Here is a 16,070-nt window from a genome sequence, read left to right as displayed (position 1 = left end):
CGACATGATACTACAGGGGGCACGGTCCCTGGGCGTCGAGGGCATGGAGAGGCTCGTCGCCGACCTGAAGGCCTCGATCCTGTCGGCGCTGGCCGGCGGCTCGCCGGGAGCCTGGCCGGACGCGTGCCCGAGGTGCGGGTGCGCCCGCGTCGTCAGGCGCGGGCGCGGCGCCGGCGGCTCCCAGCGCTGGCTGTGCCGCGGCTGCGGGAGGTCGTTCTCGGCGTCGACCGGGCGCGTGCTCGCGCTCTCCAAGCTCCCCGCCGCCACCTGGGCCTCCTACGTCGAGGGGATGGCCGCCGGCGAGAGCCTGGCGCGCCTCGCCGCGCGCTGCGGCGTGTGCGTCAAGACCAGCTGGTTCATGAGGATGAGGGCCCTCGAGGTGATGCGCTCGCAGCTCCAGCCGATGCGCGGCGGCGACGGGGTGTCCGCGCAGGCCGACGAGCTGTACCTGAACGAGTCGTTCTCGGGCAGGAGGTCCGGGATGCCGAGGGAGCCGCACGCCAACGGGCACGGGGTGCGCTCCCGCGGCATATCGTCGCTGAAGGTCGCCGTCGTCACCGTCGTCAACGACCTGGGCGACTGCACCGCGGTCCTCGCCGCGCGCGGCCGCCCCGGCGCCGAGCAGATCCGCGCGGGGCTGGCGCCCGCGTGCGTGGCGGGCTCGGAGGTGTCCACCGACATGCACTCCTCGTACGCCGCGCCGCTCTCCGAGGCGGGCGCGGCGTCGCACAACCGCTACGGCGCGGCAGACGCGGGCGAGGACGAGCTCGGCATGGTCAACGCGCTGCACGAGCGGCTGCGCGGCTTCCTCTGGAGGTTCAGGGGCGTCTCGACCCGGCGCCTGCAGAGGTACCTGTGGTGGTTCTGCTGGGAGGAGCAGGTCAGGCGCTCGGACGCCTCGCGGGAGGCGATGCTTCGCTCCCACGTGGCGAACGGCTCGTACGAGTCGACGCGCCGGGACCTCGAGGAGGAGCCGCAGCCGTTCTGGGACTTCTGGGAGTCACGGGACGAGTCCGACGTATCCAAATTGGTCTAATAGCGGTTTGCAGAATTGGAAATCTCTTGCTTCGGCTCGATGGGAAGAATGGCGCAGCTTTGATTCACGAGTGCCTGCTGTGCTCCGCTCAGGCAGAAATCGGGAAATAGGTCCGCATGGTGCGACAACAGCCGTTTTGACCAGATGAATCGCTCGTAGTTCAGGTCATCGATATGTTCAATTTCCGCTGCGACCGCCGCGTCGCAGAAAATCATGGTATGAACTCGGTGCTTTTCCCAAAGGTCCCTGAGTTCGCCGATGTAGCCGTTCAGTCCCTGGGGGTTGGAAAGCTCGACTATGACGCACGACAGCTTCCCCCCTCGTTCGAGGTAGTCAACAAAGTCAAATAGGTCCGAATTTCCGTCCCGATCGCGTTTTGCGGAAACGACAGAAGGCGAAGCATCGATTTTGTACGCATAGTCGAGATGGTAATCTCCGTCACCCATATAACGCGCTATGGGTAATAGTTCTCTGAGGCTGTAGCGTTTATGCTTGACTTCGATTTCGATTGACCCAAGAGTCCTGGGTGCAACGTTGGGCAGTGGCGTGCTTGGAACTCCAATGCCGATTGCCTCGGGTATGTACGAGCAGACATCGAAGATGTGATTGAGGGATTTGGGTTTGTCCCTGTAAGCCTTAATCTGCTTACTTAGGGACAGCCTCTTCTTATTGAGCACATTGACTGTGCTCCCTGAGCGAACCCGATGGAGCTTTGGGAACCTGTCAAGCTTCATCTTCCTGCCAGGGCAGTATTCCAAAACTGTGCCGAGATCGGGATGTTCGCTTGTGCCTCTATATTCCATTACCGTGTCAGAGAAGCCAATCAAATCGCCGAAGCGGAGCTTCTGAGGCAGAGTCGAATGTCTCACCCTAGTGCGCAATGCGGTTGAAAACGCAAGTTCGAGGCAGAGCATGAGCGCTTCGCGCTGATAGTCTGATACGCCGATGACCATGCCGGGGAGTCCGAGCTCCTTCATGCGCTTCAAAAAGCCAAGCGATGTGGAAGTGATTCCGGTGTTCGGATATAAATTTAGGGCGGTGCAGCGCTGCCTTCTAGAAAGAGTGTGAGTGGGGTCGAGAGATCGATCTAGAAACTCGCACCAATTCAAAGTGGGTGTATTTGCATCCTTGGCGAAAGATAATAAAGGGTCATCCATAGATTCTCCTGTCCGATGTTCTGACAAAAGTATCCCATAGAAACTGGGGTGTTAGTGCTCGGGTATTTGGCGTGTCGGCAGATGGGGCTGTGAAATAAGGAGGCTTGGGCGGGGGTGTGGTTTTGTCATCGCTTTCCCTCACAAGCCAGCGTCCGCTTTGACGCCGTATCGCCTTTAGCTCGCCTGCGCGTTCCATGAAGACGTCGAACCTCTCGACGAGGGTGCCGAACACCGCTCACCCGTCCGTCACGCGGCGGGCGGTTGTCCTTATGGGTCAGATCTTGCCGTTGGGCAAGATCAACCTCTTGGGTATATCCCCATCGCCGTTGAGCCTCCCTGGAAGGCGCTCCACCTCGACATGGGTGCGTTTGCGTTCTAGTGGGATCCCGCAGGTCTCCGACAGATTATTTCCGCTGAGCAACTTAATCACTTCCCTCCGAGGTGATTGTAGGGTCTCGTCAGGACATGGCCGTGGTATGCGCACCCGCAGGGGGATGTCTTTACGGCTTCGCTGGCAGGGCGGAGATGATGAGCACATTCCGTGCTCACCCTGCTCAGATTTTACTGCCCATTCGGGACTGCGGTGGGAATCCTGGACCAAAGCGGGACAGGAGGAGAACCGCATGTACAGCCAGGGGCAGAGGAAGCGCGCGATAGAGACCTTCATCAAATTCGACCATAGCTACGCCGACACCGTCGCAGAGTTAGGATATCCGACGAGAGCCTGCCTGCGTAACTGGTGGAACGAGTACAAGAAAACCGGTGAGGTGCCCGAGAGCAAGTTCGCCACCGACCCGAGGTACACCGCAGAGATGAAGCAGCGCGCCGTCGAGCGCTACCTCGAGCATGGAAAGAGCCTGGTGAGGACGATGAGGGCGCTGGGATATCCCAAGAGCCGCGAGGTGCTCGGCGACTGGATCGACGAGATAGCGCCCGGGCAGCGCAAGTATAGGGGCCCGAACCCAAAGACGCCGCCGATTCCAATCGAGAAGAAGGTGCAGGTGGTGGCGGAGCTGGAGGCGAGGACTGGGCCCGCCGCGGTGATAGCCGAGCGTCACGGCGTGTCGAGGACCGCACCCTACTTCTGGCGCAGGGAGATGATGGGCGATAATGACGGGGGACCCGAGAAGAAGGGAGAACCCGTGAGCAAGGAGCTCGACGACCTGCCCGATGACATCGAGCAGCTTCGAGATATGCTGCGAGAGGCGAAGATGCAGCTCAGAAAGGTGCAGCTTGAGCTCGACGTACGCCAGGCGACCCTCGAGATAGTAAAAAAAGACCCGGGCGCCGACCCGGGCCGCCTGGCCAACGCGGAGAAGGCGGCGATGGTGACGGCGCTGAGGACCAAGTATAAGCTCTGCGAGCTGCTCCCCGTGGTGGGCATGGCCAAGAGCAGCTACGAGTACGCGAGGAACGTGCAGCTCAAAGGCGAGGCCGAGGAACACGCGGCCGCCAGGGAGGCGGTAATAGCGGCGTTCGAATCCAGCGGCGGCACCTACGGCTACAGGCGCATCGTCGCCGAGGTCAACGCCGGGTCTGGATCTGAGAGCCGAGTCGGCGAGTGGACCGTGCGTGCCATTATGGCCGAGGAGAACCTGGTCGCATGCGCCGCCAAGAAGAAGCGGCGCTACAGCTCCTACGAGGGCGAGGCGTCCGCAGCGCCTCCGAACCTACTGCTAGACGAGCGGGGAAAGCACCGCTTCCGCGCCGACAGCCCGAACGAGACATGGATAACGGACGTCACCGAGTTCCGCATCCCCGCCGGCAAGGCCTATCTCTCGCCAATCGTCGACTGTTTCGACGGGATGCCGCTGAGCTGGTCGATCTCCACGTCTCCCGATGCCGAGATGGCGAACTCCTCGCTGCTCGGAGCATGTGAGTGGCTCGACGAGGGCGACCACCCGGCCGTGCATTCGGATAGAGGCGGTCATTATCGCTGGCCAGGCTGGATAAAGATATGCGAAGAGAACGGCCTGGTCAGATCGATGTCGAGGAAGGGCTGCAGCCCCGACAACGCGAGGTGCGAGGGCTTCTTCGGAAGGCTCAAGGTGGAATTCTTTTACGGACGCGACTGGGATGGGGTTACGATCGAGGAGTTCATCACCATGCTCGACGCGTATCTGAGATGGTATCGTGACATCAGGATCAAGAGCGACCTGGATTACAAGAGCCCCATGCAGTACCGAAGGGATTTGGGGCTAGTCGCATAGGATGGATTTGGTCCAGGATTCCCACCGCAGTCCCTTCTGCTCAAATCTACTTGACGAAACACACGGTCTACACGGAGCCCGGCGGGACGAAGGTCCAGCTGACGCTCGAGAACAACATCGTGGCGCGGACCGTCAGGAGGAGCGAGGCGCTCGAGGACAGGGTTTCGCCCGAGGCGATCGCCTCCTTGGGGGAGTATGAGCTCGCCGCCGTAAGACTTGCCTTCACGAATGGAAAGGTGACGGCAAGGGAGCTCGCGGAGCATATTGGAAGGGATCGTCGAACGGCAAGCCGGTTGCTCGGCAAGCTGGTCGGGGAGGGGGGATTGCTCGAATGGCACGGCTCCTCTCCCAACGACCCGAGGCAGTTCTACACGATAAGGTAGGCGCTCGGCTCAGTTTCGCACCTTGTCGCAGTAATGTCGCACCTTGTCGCAGTAATGTCGCACCTTGTCGCAGTAGCGCCCGAGGCTGATTCCTCGCGAAGAATCCGCGAAGAATCAGCCTCGGATCATCTTCGCGAAGAATTTGCGAGGAAAGAATTGAGCGAAGTCAGGAAATGCATACCTGCGGAAACAAGGGGATGCGAAGGATTGCCGCTAATGAATAGCGATGTAAACGGGCTCATAACCCGGAGGTCGTAGGTTCAAATCCTGCCCCCGCGACCAAGAATTTGCAGCTCGTCGGCATAGCCGACGAGCTTTTTTCTTATCTGGGGGCTGTGTTATCGGCCCGATTCTCAACTTTTCGGTCGAAAATCTCAATCTGTAACAGGTAGACCCGATTTGGCCGGCTAGGTATTACAGATCGAGACATTTGGACAGAGCGGGCCCTGCATGCCCAATCTGACACAAGCCAGCAAGGTGCAAACTGAGGAACTTAACTAGGGAACTAGGGAACTAAACTGCGGAACTAGGGAACTTTACTGCGGAACTAGGGAACTTTACTGCGGAACTGGGGAATGGCTGGGGTATAGTAGGGGGCTGACTAATGATTCAATCGAAGGACAGCTATGTTCATAACGAATGATATCGAGTTGGCCGCTGCGGTTGAGCACATGAGGGCCGCAGGGACGGACCTTGCCGAATACGAACTCAAAACCGCGGCAGGCGGTTTTCCCAAGACGATGCCGGATTCGATTTCCGCTTTTGCTAATGGAGCTGGCGGAACGATCGTTTTCGGCATCAGCGAAAAAGACGGCTTCCATTCGGTGGGCATCGATGTGAAGATGATCCAGGCGCATAGCGCCCAAGCGGCGAGGGAACTCGTTGAGCCTCCCCAGATGGTCGACATCATGGTTTTGGAGTTTGAGTCGAAGCCCGTCGTTGTGGTTAATGTTCCCGAGGCTCCGCCACGGGAGAAGCCATGTTATGTCAAAAAGCTCGGTCAACGCCTTGGCTCATACATAAGAACGGGCGATGGCGACCACAAGATGTCATCTTACGAAATCGATCGATATATCGAAAATCAATATCGAAGCGCGCGCAACGATGCTGTTGTTGTTGAGGGCGCAACGATCGATGACTTTGATCAAGAATTGCTCGCAGGATGGCTCTCGCGCGTGAGGTCGACGACACTGGGCAGGTCCGCGGCTTTAAGCGATGAGGAGCTCATGGCGAATCGGCGTGTAGTTTCTCTCGATGCTGAAGGGGTTTTGAGGCCGACCGTTGCCGGCATTATGGCATTGGGGTTTTCTCCGCAACAGTTTTTTCCTCGTGCCAACATTGTGTTCACAGCCTATCCGACACCGAAAAAGGGCGAAGTGGGGAGAGCTGGGGAACGTTTTTCTGATTCGGTTGATATCGATGGGCCAATACCCATCATGGTAGTTGATGCGGTGCGGGCTGCATCGCGAAACATGAAGCATGGCGCAATCGTAAAAGGTGCGTTGAGAGAAAACGTGCCGGACTACCCGTTGGCTGCAGTCCGTGAGGCTGTTGCCAACGCGTTGATGCATAGGGATTATTCTCCCGATGCGTTAGGCACCCCGGTAATGATTGACCTTTACCCCGATCGTATGGAGTTGTCCAACCCCGGCGGCTTGTTCGGCTCGTTGACGGTTGAACGTTTGGGACAACGAGGCGCAACGGCTTCGAGGAACCAGTTTCTAGCTCGAATTCTCGAGGATGTGCCCTACTCTGATGTTGATGGCAGGGTTGGTCGCGTCGTCGAGAATCGAGGCTCAGGCTATCCAACAATTAATAGGGAGCTCGAACAGGCCTTGATGCCCGCGCCGATTGCGAAGAGCACCCTCGATGAGTTTGTTTTGATCATGAGGCATCGACGCATGGCGGACCAGGAAGACCGCTCATACACAAAGGAAAACGTTAAGACTGCCATCCTTGGTTACATTGCCGATCGCGAGAGCGTAAGCACGTCGGAACTTGCGAAAGCGTCGGGTATGTCAGTGAAAACGGTGCGCCGATATCTGTCTGCGCTTATGGAGGAAGGAATTGTCGAGGGAATCGGGGCGGCCAACAGCCCCAAGCGACGCTATCGTTTGCGTCGGTAGGAGCAGTCTGGTAGCTCGCCGGGCTCACAAGCCGGAGGTCGTAGGTTCAAATCCTGCCCCCGCGACCAAGAAACTGCAGCTCGGAGACGTGATCATCTCCGAGCTTTTTGTTGTCTGTATGCTATTTACATGACCTCGACAAGTGCGGCAACCGCTCGATAAGGACGGCCGAGCAGGTGGAGGAAAAGATCGAGTCGCTTCTTGTCGATGACGACTTCAAATACTTCTCCATCGACGAGGCGCAGAACGCCCGAGACTACGAGGAGGTCGTCGGGCGGATCGTCGACAAGGACATCAGGTCTCACAACAAGATCCGGAACATCGATACGTCCAACCGCGGCATGACCTACGCCAGCAACAACTACGGAGCCCCGACAAGCCTCACCAACCTCCACGACCGCTTCACCAAGACGGAGCGCATCGCCGTTGAGCGGCGGACGATCGCCGTCTACATCCAGGTCTCGATGACGATCGTCGATGGGGGCGTGGAGGAGCGGGGGTACAGGCCGTTCGGCTACATCAGGGACGGATGCTCGCGCTACCTTTTCGCGCTTGACCCCCCCTGCTGCAGGAGAGGGACGGCGTCAGGCGCCTTAACATGGCGTCGTTTATGCAAGATGGCGGCGATCTCATCTGAGGTGATGCCGGGCCTTCTTGCTCCCCGGTGCGCGAACGGCGTGGACGCCGAATGGGAGCCGTTGCTGCCGGGCCGCGGGTCGGCGTGGCCCGTACCCACACGAACTTGCGAAGCCACGAAAAAGTGCGATGCATTTCAGCCAATCTGACTTGAAAATAGGCCAATGCGCCGCTCCTCCGGCCTTTTGAGCAAATGAACTGCTTTGCATAATGCGTGTCGGGGCTGAGCTGCGAGTGGCGTCTTGAGCTTTTTCGTATTCGTTTTCGGAAAAGCCGAGTACAGCGGGTTTCAAGTTGGGAAAAACCGCAGGTGACGGTGGGTCGTCTGTCGGGGCTACTCGCCATTATTTGATTTGAATACGAAAAAGCTCGACTTGGTGGATTCGGAGGTCGGTTTAAAGCCCGTCATGCAGGTGGAGCCGCCCTTGACGGGCGGCTCCACCTGTTCAGAACGACGTATTGATGTGCCAAATGCTAGCATGCGAATCGATATGGGCTGCGGCGTGCGGATCGGCGCGGCGCGGCACTATTCGACTGCTGCCAAGACGCGTCCCGAATCCCGAGGCAACGCACGTGGCTTAGGCGCAAGTCCTACGCGGCGCGGGACATGGCCTGCTCGAAGTCGCGGGTGCCCTTGAAGACCTCGTGCTTGTAGGGGTTCACGCCGAGCTTCTTGGCGCGGTACATGATGTAGCCAAAGGCTGCGATGTTCACCGTGAGTGCGATCGCGGAGACCGCCAGGTTGACCTGCGGGTTGTTCACGGAGTTCGTGGAGAACACGGAGTAATCCTGGAACATCGGGAACACTTGGGCGAACATGCACCAGATGGCGAGGGTGTTTGCGCGGTTCTGGATCCAGCCGCCCTTGTTCCAGAAGAAGTTCGCCACGGTAGGCGCGAGCAGCAGCGCCAGGCCGCAGTACCAGGCGTGCGTGGGCAGGCAGTTGTAGGTGTAGCAGAAGTTCCACAGGTCGTAAGCAACGATGTAAACCCAGGTCATGTCGGGCCACAGCATGTCGTCGCCCTTCTTGGAACGGTAGATGCCCCACCAACCGGTCATGCAGAAGATGTTGATGAGGCCGGCGATGCCGTTGAACACGTTGTGCCAGCCGCCCATGAGGGTAACGCCCTCGGAGGAGACCCAGGTGGTGCCAAAGGCACGCACGGCACTCTCGAAGTCGCTCACCACGGCGATGAGGATGTTGATGGCCACGATGGCGAAGGGGAAGACCTTGAAGGCCTCGCTACGCCCGAGCTTGCCCCAGCCGTACTTGAGCATCATGAAGCCGATGCAGCCGGCGGTGGCGGCGTAGAGCTTGGCGTAGTGGAACCAGCTGCCCATGTGCAGGTACGTGGGGTTGTTGAGCGCCCACTCCATTCCCATCCCGGCGCATACGTAGATGGAGATGAAGTACACCGTGAGCACGGCGGGGATGCCGAGGAAGCACACGATGCCGCCGATCTTGGAGCGGCGGGCGATCTCGTTGGCGGCGATGAGGCCCGCAAAGACCATAATCCATCCCAGCCACTGGAACATGGCGTTTTCGCCATAAACCTGGAACAACATCTGTTCCCCTTTCTATCTCGGGCCGTAACGGCCTTGATCGACATTCGAGGAGGAAGCCCCTAGCGGACGGGGCGGCGTTCGGGGTACTTTGCCGTGTAGCCCTCGATGTGCAGTGTGCTCGCGATGATGTCCTTGATGGTTTCCTCAGGTGCATCGGGGTGCGTGCGCACATACATGATGAGACCGGTGATGAGCACGTAGAACGTTTCGTACAGGTGGTCGATGCGCACCTCGTGGCGAGCGGCGAAGTCAACGACGGTCGACGAGCACACGTAGCGGGCGGTGCGGTCGGCAACGCGATGTACGAACGACGCATAAAGCGAGGCATCTCCCCCGTGCGCCACGGAGCGCGCCGTGTGGTCAGAATCGCCGCGCACCATGGATTTGAGCAAATGGGCCGCCTGGTCAAGGGCGCCCTCGATGTCTCCGGGCACACGGCTGGCGTTCCAATCGATGAGCCGCTCGACAAAGGCGTCGATGCTCTGGTCGAGGACGGCCTGCAGCGCGTCTTCCTTAGTGGGGAAGTAGTGATAGAACAGCGAGCGCGTGCAGCCCACGCGCTTGGTTATGGAAGAGATGGACAGGCGGCTGATCCCGTCTTCCTCGATGGCGGACCGCACGGCAGCGAGGATGTCGCCGCGCCGATCGTCGTGTGCGAGTCGCTCGTGGTGACCGGGTGCTTCGCTGGCCATGACCGTTCCTCCTTGTTGTCCCTGCCTTTACCGATTCCAGTCTTGACCTTTGTTGACAAAACGTCAATATGTAATTTGACAAAGTGTCAACGAATTCGCTGAACGGCATATGACAGGGAAATGCCAGTTGGGAGGGCTCATGGGAGATGTTCGCGTTATTGAGGTCAAACAGAGCGTATTCGCCGATAACGATCGCAAGGCGGAGGAGCTGCGCGGGACGCTGCGCGAGCGCGGGACATTTCTGCTCAATCTGATGTCCAGCCCGGGCTCGGGCAAGACCACCACGCTCACGCGCACGATCGAGGCGCTGCGCGACGAGATGTCCATCGCGGTGATGGAGGCCGATATCGACTCCGATGTCGACACGCGCACCATCCTCGGCACCGGGGCCCGCGCCATCCAGCTGCACACGGGAGGCATGTGCCACCTCGACGCGTACATGACCGAGCAAGGCCTGGACGAGCTTGTGACGAGTGAGGGCTCCGACGGCGAAGAGGCCACCGGGGCGCCAGTCGACCTAGCGATTTTGGAGAACGTGGGCAACCTGGTGTGCCCCGCCGAGTTCGACACGGGCGCATCGGCCAACGCGATGATCCTGTCGGTGCCGGAGGGCGACGACAAGCCACTTAAGTACCCGCTCATGTTTAGCATCTGCGACGTGGTACTCATCAACAAGATCGATGCACTGCCCGTGTTCGACACGTTCAGCATGGAGCGCGTGCGCGAGAACATCCTCATGCGCAACCCGAACGCGACCATCATCCCCATCAGCGCCAAGACGGGCGAGGGCATCGACGTCTGGGCCGACTGGCTGCGCACGCGCGTGGCGGAGTGGAAGACCGCGGATGAGGGGCGCCGGGCCTCGATATAGGGATGACCTCGATGTGGAAAAGTCCTCCCAAACAGGGTACCTCCCAAAAAAGCCGTCTCTACATTGAGGCACTTTCACACAGCACGAAAGGAATCAACATGATCGTAAACGGTCCCGGAATCTCGTTCACCGAGCCCGATATCGGATCCGAGTTCGTCCCACCCATCCCCGAGCACCCGCGCGAGAAGATCGTGGCGCTGTGCGAGCACTGCACCAACCGCCTGTTGGGCCGCAAGGAGCTCAAGCCCTTCGAGTATTGGGCGTTCGCCGAGGTGACGACCGACGAGATGGCCGACGTGCTCCTTAAGATGAAGATGCGCCGCCCCTACACCCTTACCGACGCGGCGAAGGCCACCGGCATGGATTCCGAGCCGCTCGAGAAGCTCCTCGACGAGATGAGCTACATCGGCCTGCTCGAGTACAACTGGGAGAACCCCACGCGCACCAAGCAGTGGGTCCTGCCCATGCTCGTGCCCGGCTCGGCGGAGTTCCTCAACATGCGCCAGTCCCAGATCGACGAGCACCCGGCGGTGGCGAAGTTCTTCGAGCAGGCCTCTAAGGGGGCCCTCGCGAAGGCGACGCCCATGGTGCCGCCCGGAGGCGCGGGCATCGGCATGCACGTCATCCCGGTGGAGCAGGCCATCCAGATGGAGGATCGCTCCGTCTCCATCGAGCACATCGAGCACTGGCTCGACAAGTACGAGGGCAAGTACGCCGCGAGCCCCTGCAGCTGCCGCATGAGCCGTGCGAAGCTGGGCGAGGGCTGCGGCGACGACCCGAACGACTGGTGCATCGCCGTGGGCGACATGGCCGATTACGTGGTGGAGACCGATCGCGGCCACTACATCACGCGCGAGGAGGTCTACGAGACCCTGCGCCAGGCCGAGGCGAACGGCTTCGTGCACCAGATCACCAACATCGACGGCGAGGACAAGATCTTCGCAATCTGCAACTGCAACGTGAACGTGTGCTACGCGCTGCGCACCTCGCAGCTGTTCAACACCCCGAACCTGTCCCGCTCGGCGTACGTGGCGCGCACCGAGGCCGACAAGTGCGTCGCGTGCGGCCGCTGCGTCGAGGTGTGCCCCGCGGGCGCCGTCAAGCTCGGCCAGAAGCTCTGCGCCGCGAGCACGGGCAAGGTGCCGGAGTACCCCAAGCAGGAACTGCCGGACGCCGTGAAGTGGGGCCCCGAGAAGTGGAGCCCCGACTACCGCAACAAGAACCGCATCGAGACGTACGACACGGGCACCTCCCCCTGTAAGACGGCGTGCCCCGCGCACATCGCCGTCCAGGGCTACCTCAAACTCGCCGCCCAGGGGCGCTACCGCGACGCGCTCGCCCTCATCAAGCGCGAGAACCCGCTTCCGGCGATCTGCGGCCGCATCTGCAACCGCCGCTGCGAGGACGCCTGCACGCGCGGCCGCATCGACGCCGCCGTGGCCATCGACGAGGTGAAGAAGTTCATCGCCCAGCAGGACCTCGTGGCCGAGAACCGCTACGTGCCGGAGGTCGTGACGCCCACGCGCGCCGGCGGCTTCGACGACAAGATCGCCGTGATCGGCGCCGGTCCCGCGGGCCTCTCCTGCGCGTTCTATCTCGCGGAGAAGGGCTACAAGCCGGTCATCTTCGAGAAGAGTGCCCGCCCCGGCGGCATGCTCACCTACGGAATCCCGAGCTACAAGCTGGAGAAGGACGTCATCGAGGCCGAGGTCGAGATCATCCGCGAGATGGGCGTCGACATCCGCCTGGGCGTCGAGGTCGGTCGCGATGTGACCCTCGACGAGCTGCGCGAGCAGGGCTTCAAGGCGTTCTACGTGGCGATCGGCTGCCAGGGCGGCCGTCTGCCCGGCATCCCGGGCGAGGACGCCGAGGGCGTCTCGGTCGCCGTCGATTTCCTCCGCGGCGTGGCCGAGCAGCAGGACGGCGGCGGCGAGGCCGCGCCGATGCCCGGCCGCACCATCGTGGTGGGCGGCGGCAACGTCGCCATCGACGTCGCCCGCACCGCGGCGCGCCTGGGCAGCGAGCATGTCGAGATGTTCTGCCTGGAGAGCGCCGAGGACATGCCGGCCAGTACGGAGGAGGTCGTGGAGGCCAACGAGGATGGCGTCCACATTTCCTGCGGATGGGGGCCGGTCGAGGTCCGCACCGGCGAGGACGGCCGCGTGCGCGAGGTCGTCTTCAAGCGCTGCCTGCGTGTCTTCAACGACGAGGGCCGCTTCGACCCGACTTACGACGAGGGCGAGCTGCGCACCGTCTCCGCCGACCGCGTGGTGTTCTCCATCGGCCAGTCCATCCTGTGGGGTGACCTGCTCGAGGGCGAAGCGGTGGAGCTCGGCCGCGGCCAGGGCGCCGTCGCCGATCCCAAGACCTATCAGACCGCCCAGCCTGACATCTTCGTGGGCGGCGACGTCTACACCGGCCCGAAGTTCGCCATCGACGCCATCGCCGCCGGTCACGAGGCCGCGATCTCCATCCACCGCTTCGTGCAGGACGCGACGCTCACCATCGGGCGCAACCCGCGCGCGTATCGTGAGCTCAACCGCGATGACGTGGAGTTCGGCAGCTACGACACCGCGAGCCGTGGTGACGCAGTCCATAACTACGGTCGCGAGAAGGCCCAGCCCTTCCGCGAGTACGTCGAGACGTTCACCGAGGAGCAGGTTCGCGTCGAGACCGCGCGCTGCCTAGGCTGCGGTGCGAGCATCGTCGACGAGAACAAGTGCATCGGCTGCGGCCTGTGCACCACCAAGTGCGCGTTCGACGCCATCCACCTGCACCGCGAGCATCCCGAGTGCAGCAACATGGTGAAGTACGAGAAGAAGGTCCCGAGCTTGGCGAAGTACGCGCTCAAGCGCGAGATCAAGATCCGCTTTGGCTCAAAGGGATCCAAATAACCCATCTTGCCTCTCAGCCGGGGGGGGGTGACTAAAAGGTCTAGCCCTCTCGGCTGTCAAGGCGATCTGGGCATTTTGACCCTTTGAGTTTGGAGTACTGTTCATGCATGAATTGGGCATTGTCTTCCATATCATCCGCAGCGTTGAGGAGGTTGCGGCGCAAAATAACCTGCGTCGCGTCTCCTCGGTCACGTTGGAGCTCGGCGAAGTGTCGGGCATCATCCCGAGGTACCTCACCGACTGCTGGAACTGGGCGTGCGCCAAGCATGACCTGATGCGTGGGGCGGAACTTGTAATCGAGGAGGTGCCCGCCGTCACGTTCTGCGAGGCCTGCGAAAAGACGTACGGCACGGTCGAGCACGGGCGCATGTGTCCGTATTGCGGCAGCGAGCGCACCTATCTGGTGCAGGGCGACGAGTCAGTTATCAAGGAGATCGCCACTCCCGACGAGGAGGGGTCCGCTGTCTCGGCTGCTGATGGGTGCGCCCACGAAAGCTTGCATTGAGAGGTGGCGTCGAGGTCGCTGTGGGGTCCCGCGTATTATCCGGTTCCTCGCAACGATGCCCGGTTATCGCTCGAATTGTTCGGCGAACTGCCTCGCGAGGGCGCTCAGCTCGTTGACCTGCTGCTCGAGCTCGGCGATGCGCCGCGCGTTGCCCGCGATGCCCTCGCGGTTCATGATCGAGTCCTCCTCGACGGGGTCGGGCATGTTCTCTCGGTGGCAGCTTGCATCGAAGCTTTCGCTCATCACGCGGCATCCGTTGCGCTTGACCACGCGTCCGGGGATGCCAACAACCGTGCAGTTGTTGGGCACGTCCTTCACCACAACGGAGTTGCCTCCGATGCGTACGTTGTCGCCAATATGGATATTGCCCAAAACCTTGGCGCCCGTTCCCACGGTGACATTGTTGCCAAGCGTGGGGTGGCGCTTGCCGCTCTCGTTGCCCGTGCCTCCCAGGGTGACGCCTTGGTACAAGACGCAGTCGTCTCCGACAATGGTCGTCTCGCCTATCACCACACCCATGGCATGATCGATGAAGAGACGCCGCCCAAGCTGCGCGGCGGGATGAATCTCGACGCCGGTGAAAAACCTCGTGACCTGCGAAAGGACGCGAGCGAGGCCGCGTGCTCCGTGCTCCCACAACCAATGTTCGGGTGTGTGCATCCACTTGGCGTGGAGCCCTGGATAGGAGAGGAAGATCACAAGGCTGCTCTGCGCGGCGGGGTCGTTGGCCTTGACGGTCGCGATGTCCTCGCGGACGGTGGCGATGGCTCCCATGTCTTCCTCCTGGGGCGCTTGGCTTTTTTGGCGTGTGAGGTGCAAGTGTACGCGCCCTCCCGTGTAATGTCGAGAGAATCGCTAGGATTAACAAGATGGAGACAGAGGCGGGGTGCACGATCGCGCAGTGTCGCACACCTCCCATGTCAAGGAGGTTCTGGAAAGACTGCGCACATTACCAAGGCGTTATGCGCGACCGCTATTATGGTGAACATTGCATTTTGCAGCAGTTGATCAATGCAGTCGCTTAGAAGGGCATCACATGCAAGAGGCATTCTTCAGTTTCATTAGCCAGTTTGGCTACTTCGCGGTCGCAGGCCTCATCTTGTTCGAGAACGTGTTCCCTCCCATCCCGAGCGAGCTCATCCTGCCACTGTCCGGTTTCCTCGCAACGCAAACCGCGATGACGCTCCCGGGAGTCATCATCGCTGCCACTGTGGGCTCCGTTGTGGGCGCGTATTTCCTCTACGGCATCGGCCGTCTGCTTTCGCAGGAGCGCCTCGAGGGCTTCTTCGACACCAAGCCCATGCGCATGCTCGGCTTCCATTCCGACGACGTTGCCAAGGCCATCGGTTGGTTCGACCGCAAGGGCCAGATCACGGTGCTCATCTGCCGCTGCATCCCCGTGGTGCGCAGCCTCATCTCCATTCCCGCCGGCACCGCCAAGATGAACATGGTGCGCTTTGCGATCTACACCCTCGTGGGCTCGCTGGTGTGGAACGCCATACTGTGCACGCTCGGCTTTTGGGCCGGCGGCGCCTGGGAGCAAATCACCGCTCAGGCCGAGTGGGTGTCCAGCGTCGTGAAGGTCGTCATCATTGTCGTGGCTGTCGCTGTGGTGGCTTGGTGGATCAAGTTCCGCATCCTGCCGGCGCGTGCCGAGCAGAAGCGCCGTGAGGCCGAGGGCGAGTAGGGACGCGGGCGCGGGTTCGGCCCGTGCGCCTGCGGTGAGCGCCTGCCCGTGACATCGAGGGTAACAATGTCGAAAAACCGCCTGATTTGGATGGCGATTTTTGACATTGTTACCCTCGATTTGACTTCGCATACGGGGCGCGGGTGCATCGCCGCGCGAACCGTTTCGCGGTGATTAATTTTGCCGACACTCCATCGTGGCGGAGTACAATCAAGCGTACATGCCGTTGCCGGGCCATGTGCCCGGCATTCTCGTTTGCAAGGGGCCTCCGCCTGGAGGGCCCTTACGTTGAACGCGCGCCCCCGAC

13 protein-coding genes are annotated in these 16,070 nt (G+C 61.1%); 9 read left to right on the top strand and 4 right to left on the bottom strand.

Translation table 11 applies throughout. The features are described from left to right. The first annotated feature begins 4 nt into the window (after positions 1-4). Positions 5-1,036: an IS1595 family transposase gene (locus tag ACX9NZ_RS08090; protein ID WP_407496999.1), complete on the top strand. Its 1,032-nt coding sequence runs from the start codon at positions 5-7 to the stop codon at positions 1,034-1,036. Here the strand turns inward: ACX9NZ_RS08090 and ACX9NZ_RS08085 are convergent. Further along, positions 1,033-2,193, bottom strand: a complete 1,161-nt coding sequence (locus ACX9NZ_RS08085; RefSeq protein WP_459389435.1) for a hypothetical protein — start codon at positions 2,191-2,193, stop codon at positions 1,033-1,035. The genes ACX9NZ_RS08090 and ACX9NZ_RS08085 overlap by 4 nt on opposite strands. 194 nt (positions 2,194-2,387) lie before the next feature. On the opposite strand from ACX9NZ_RS08085, the gene ACX9NZ_RS08080 reads away from it, so the two are divergent. The 4 genes from ACX9NZ_RS08080 (at position 2,388) to ACX9NZ_RS08065 (ending at position 7,697) form a co-directional block, all read left to right on the top strand. Then, on the top strand, positions 2,388-4,403 hold the full coding sequence (locus tag ACX9NZ_RS08080) for an IS3 family transposase (protein WP_459389434.1): 2,016 nt from the start codon (positions 2,388-2,390) through the stop codon (positions 4,401-4,403). Positions 4,404-4,453: 50 nt separating this feature from the next. Then, positions 4,454-4,786 carry a hypothetical protein gene (locus ACX9NZ_RS08075; RefSeq protein WP_294121517.1) on the top strand — a complete coding sequence of 111 codons (333 nt, stop codon included), beginning with the start codon at positions 4,454-4,456 and terminating at the stop codon, positions 4,784-4,786. 626 nt (positions 4,787-5,412) lie between these two features. Then, positions 5,413-6,912 carry an ATP-binding protein gene (locus tag ACX9NZ_RS08070; protein WP_118652210.1) on the top strand — a complete coding sequence of 500 codons (1,500 nt, stop codon included), beginning with the start codon at positions 5,413-5,415 and terminating at the stop codon, positions 6,910-6,912. 176 nt (positions 6,913-7,088) lie between these two features. After that, positions 7,089-7,697, top strand: coding sequence for a hypothetical protein (locus ACX9NZ_RS08065; RefSeq protein ID WP_294121520.1), 609 nt, complete (start codon positions 7,089-7,091; stop codon positions 7,695-7,697). A gap of 442 nt (positions 7,698-8,139) precedes the next feature. Here the strand turns inward: ACX9NZ_RS08065 and ACX9NZ_RS08060 are convergent, their stop codons facing one another. Beyond that, positions 8,140-9,114: a DUF5692 family protein gene (locus ACX9NZ_RS08060; RefSeq protein WP_330006497.1), complete on the bottom strand. Its 975-nt coding sequence runs from the start codon at positions 9,112-9,114 to the stop codon at positions 8,140-8,142. A gap of 59 nt (positions 9,115-9,173) precedes the next feature. After that, positions 9,174-9,806 carry a TetR/AcrR family transcriptional regulator gene (locus ACX9NZ_RS08055; RefSeq protein ID WP_118652216.1) on the bottom strand — a complete coding sequence of 211 codons (633 nt, stop codon included), beginning with the start codon at positions 9,804-9,806 and terminating at the stop codon, positions 9,174-9,176. Between the two features lie 139 nt (positions 9,807-9,945). On the opposite strand from ACX9NZ_RS08055, the gene hypB reads away from it, so the two are divergent. The 3 genes from hypB to ACX9NZ_RS08040 all read left to right on the top strand — a co-directional run bounded on the left by hypB (position 9,946) and on the right by ACX9NZ_RS08040 (position 14,076). Continuing rightward, a complete protein-coding gene (gene hypB, locus ACX9NZ_RS08050) occupies positions 9,946-10,677 on the top strand; it encodes a hydrogenase nickel incorporation protein HypB (RefSeq protein ID WP_294160048.1) in 732 nt (243 codons plus the stop codon). 98 nt (positions 10,678-10,775) lie between these two features. After that, positions 10,776-13,571 (top strand): FAD-dependent oxidoreductase, encoded by a 2,796-nt coding sequence (locus tag ACX9NZ_RS08045; RefSeq protein ID WP_407496496.1) that lies wholly within the window; start codon positions 10,776-10,778, stop codon positions 13,569-13,571. 103 nt (positions 13,572-13,674) lie between these two features. Then, the gene (locus ACX9NZ_RS08040; protein ID WP_118652221.1) at positions 13,675-14,076 is read left to right on the top strand and encodes a hydrogenase maturation nickel metallochaperone HypA; all 402 of its coding nucleotides are present in this window, start codon (positions 13,675-13,677) and stop codon (positions 14,074-14,076) included. 63 nt (positions 14,077-14,139) lie between these two features. Here the strand turns inward: ACX9NZ_RS08040 and cysE are convergent, their stop codons facing one another. Continuing rightward, positions 14,140-14,850 (bottom strand): serine O-acetyltransferase, encoded by a 711-nt coding sequence (cysE, locus tag ACX9NZ_RS08035; RefSeq protein WP_118652224.1) that lies wholly within the window; start codon positions 14,848-14,850, stop codon positions 14,140-14,142. Between the two features lie 262 nt (positions 14,851-15,112). Here cysE and ACX9NZ_RS08030 point away from each other — a divergent pair, with 262 nt between their 5' ends. Then, the gene (locus ACX9NZ_RS08030; protein ID WP_294160045.1) at positions 15,113-15,763 is read left to right on the top strand and encodes a DedA family protein; all 651 of its coding nucleotides are present in this window, start codon (positions 15,113-15,115) and stop codon (positions 15,761-15,763) included. The last annotated feature ends 307 nt before the right edge of the window (positions 15,764-16,070 follow it).

This window comes from Collinsella sp. BM28 (assembly GCF_054551995.1).
Note: the sequence above shows the minus strand (reverse complement) of the source record. Positions and strands in the feature narration are given on the sequence as shown.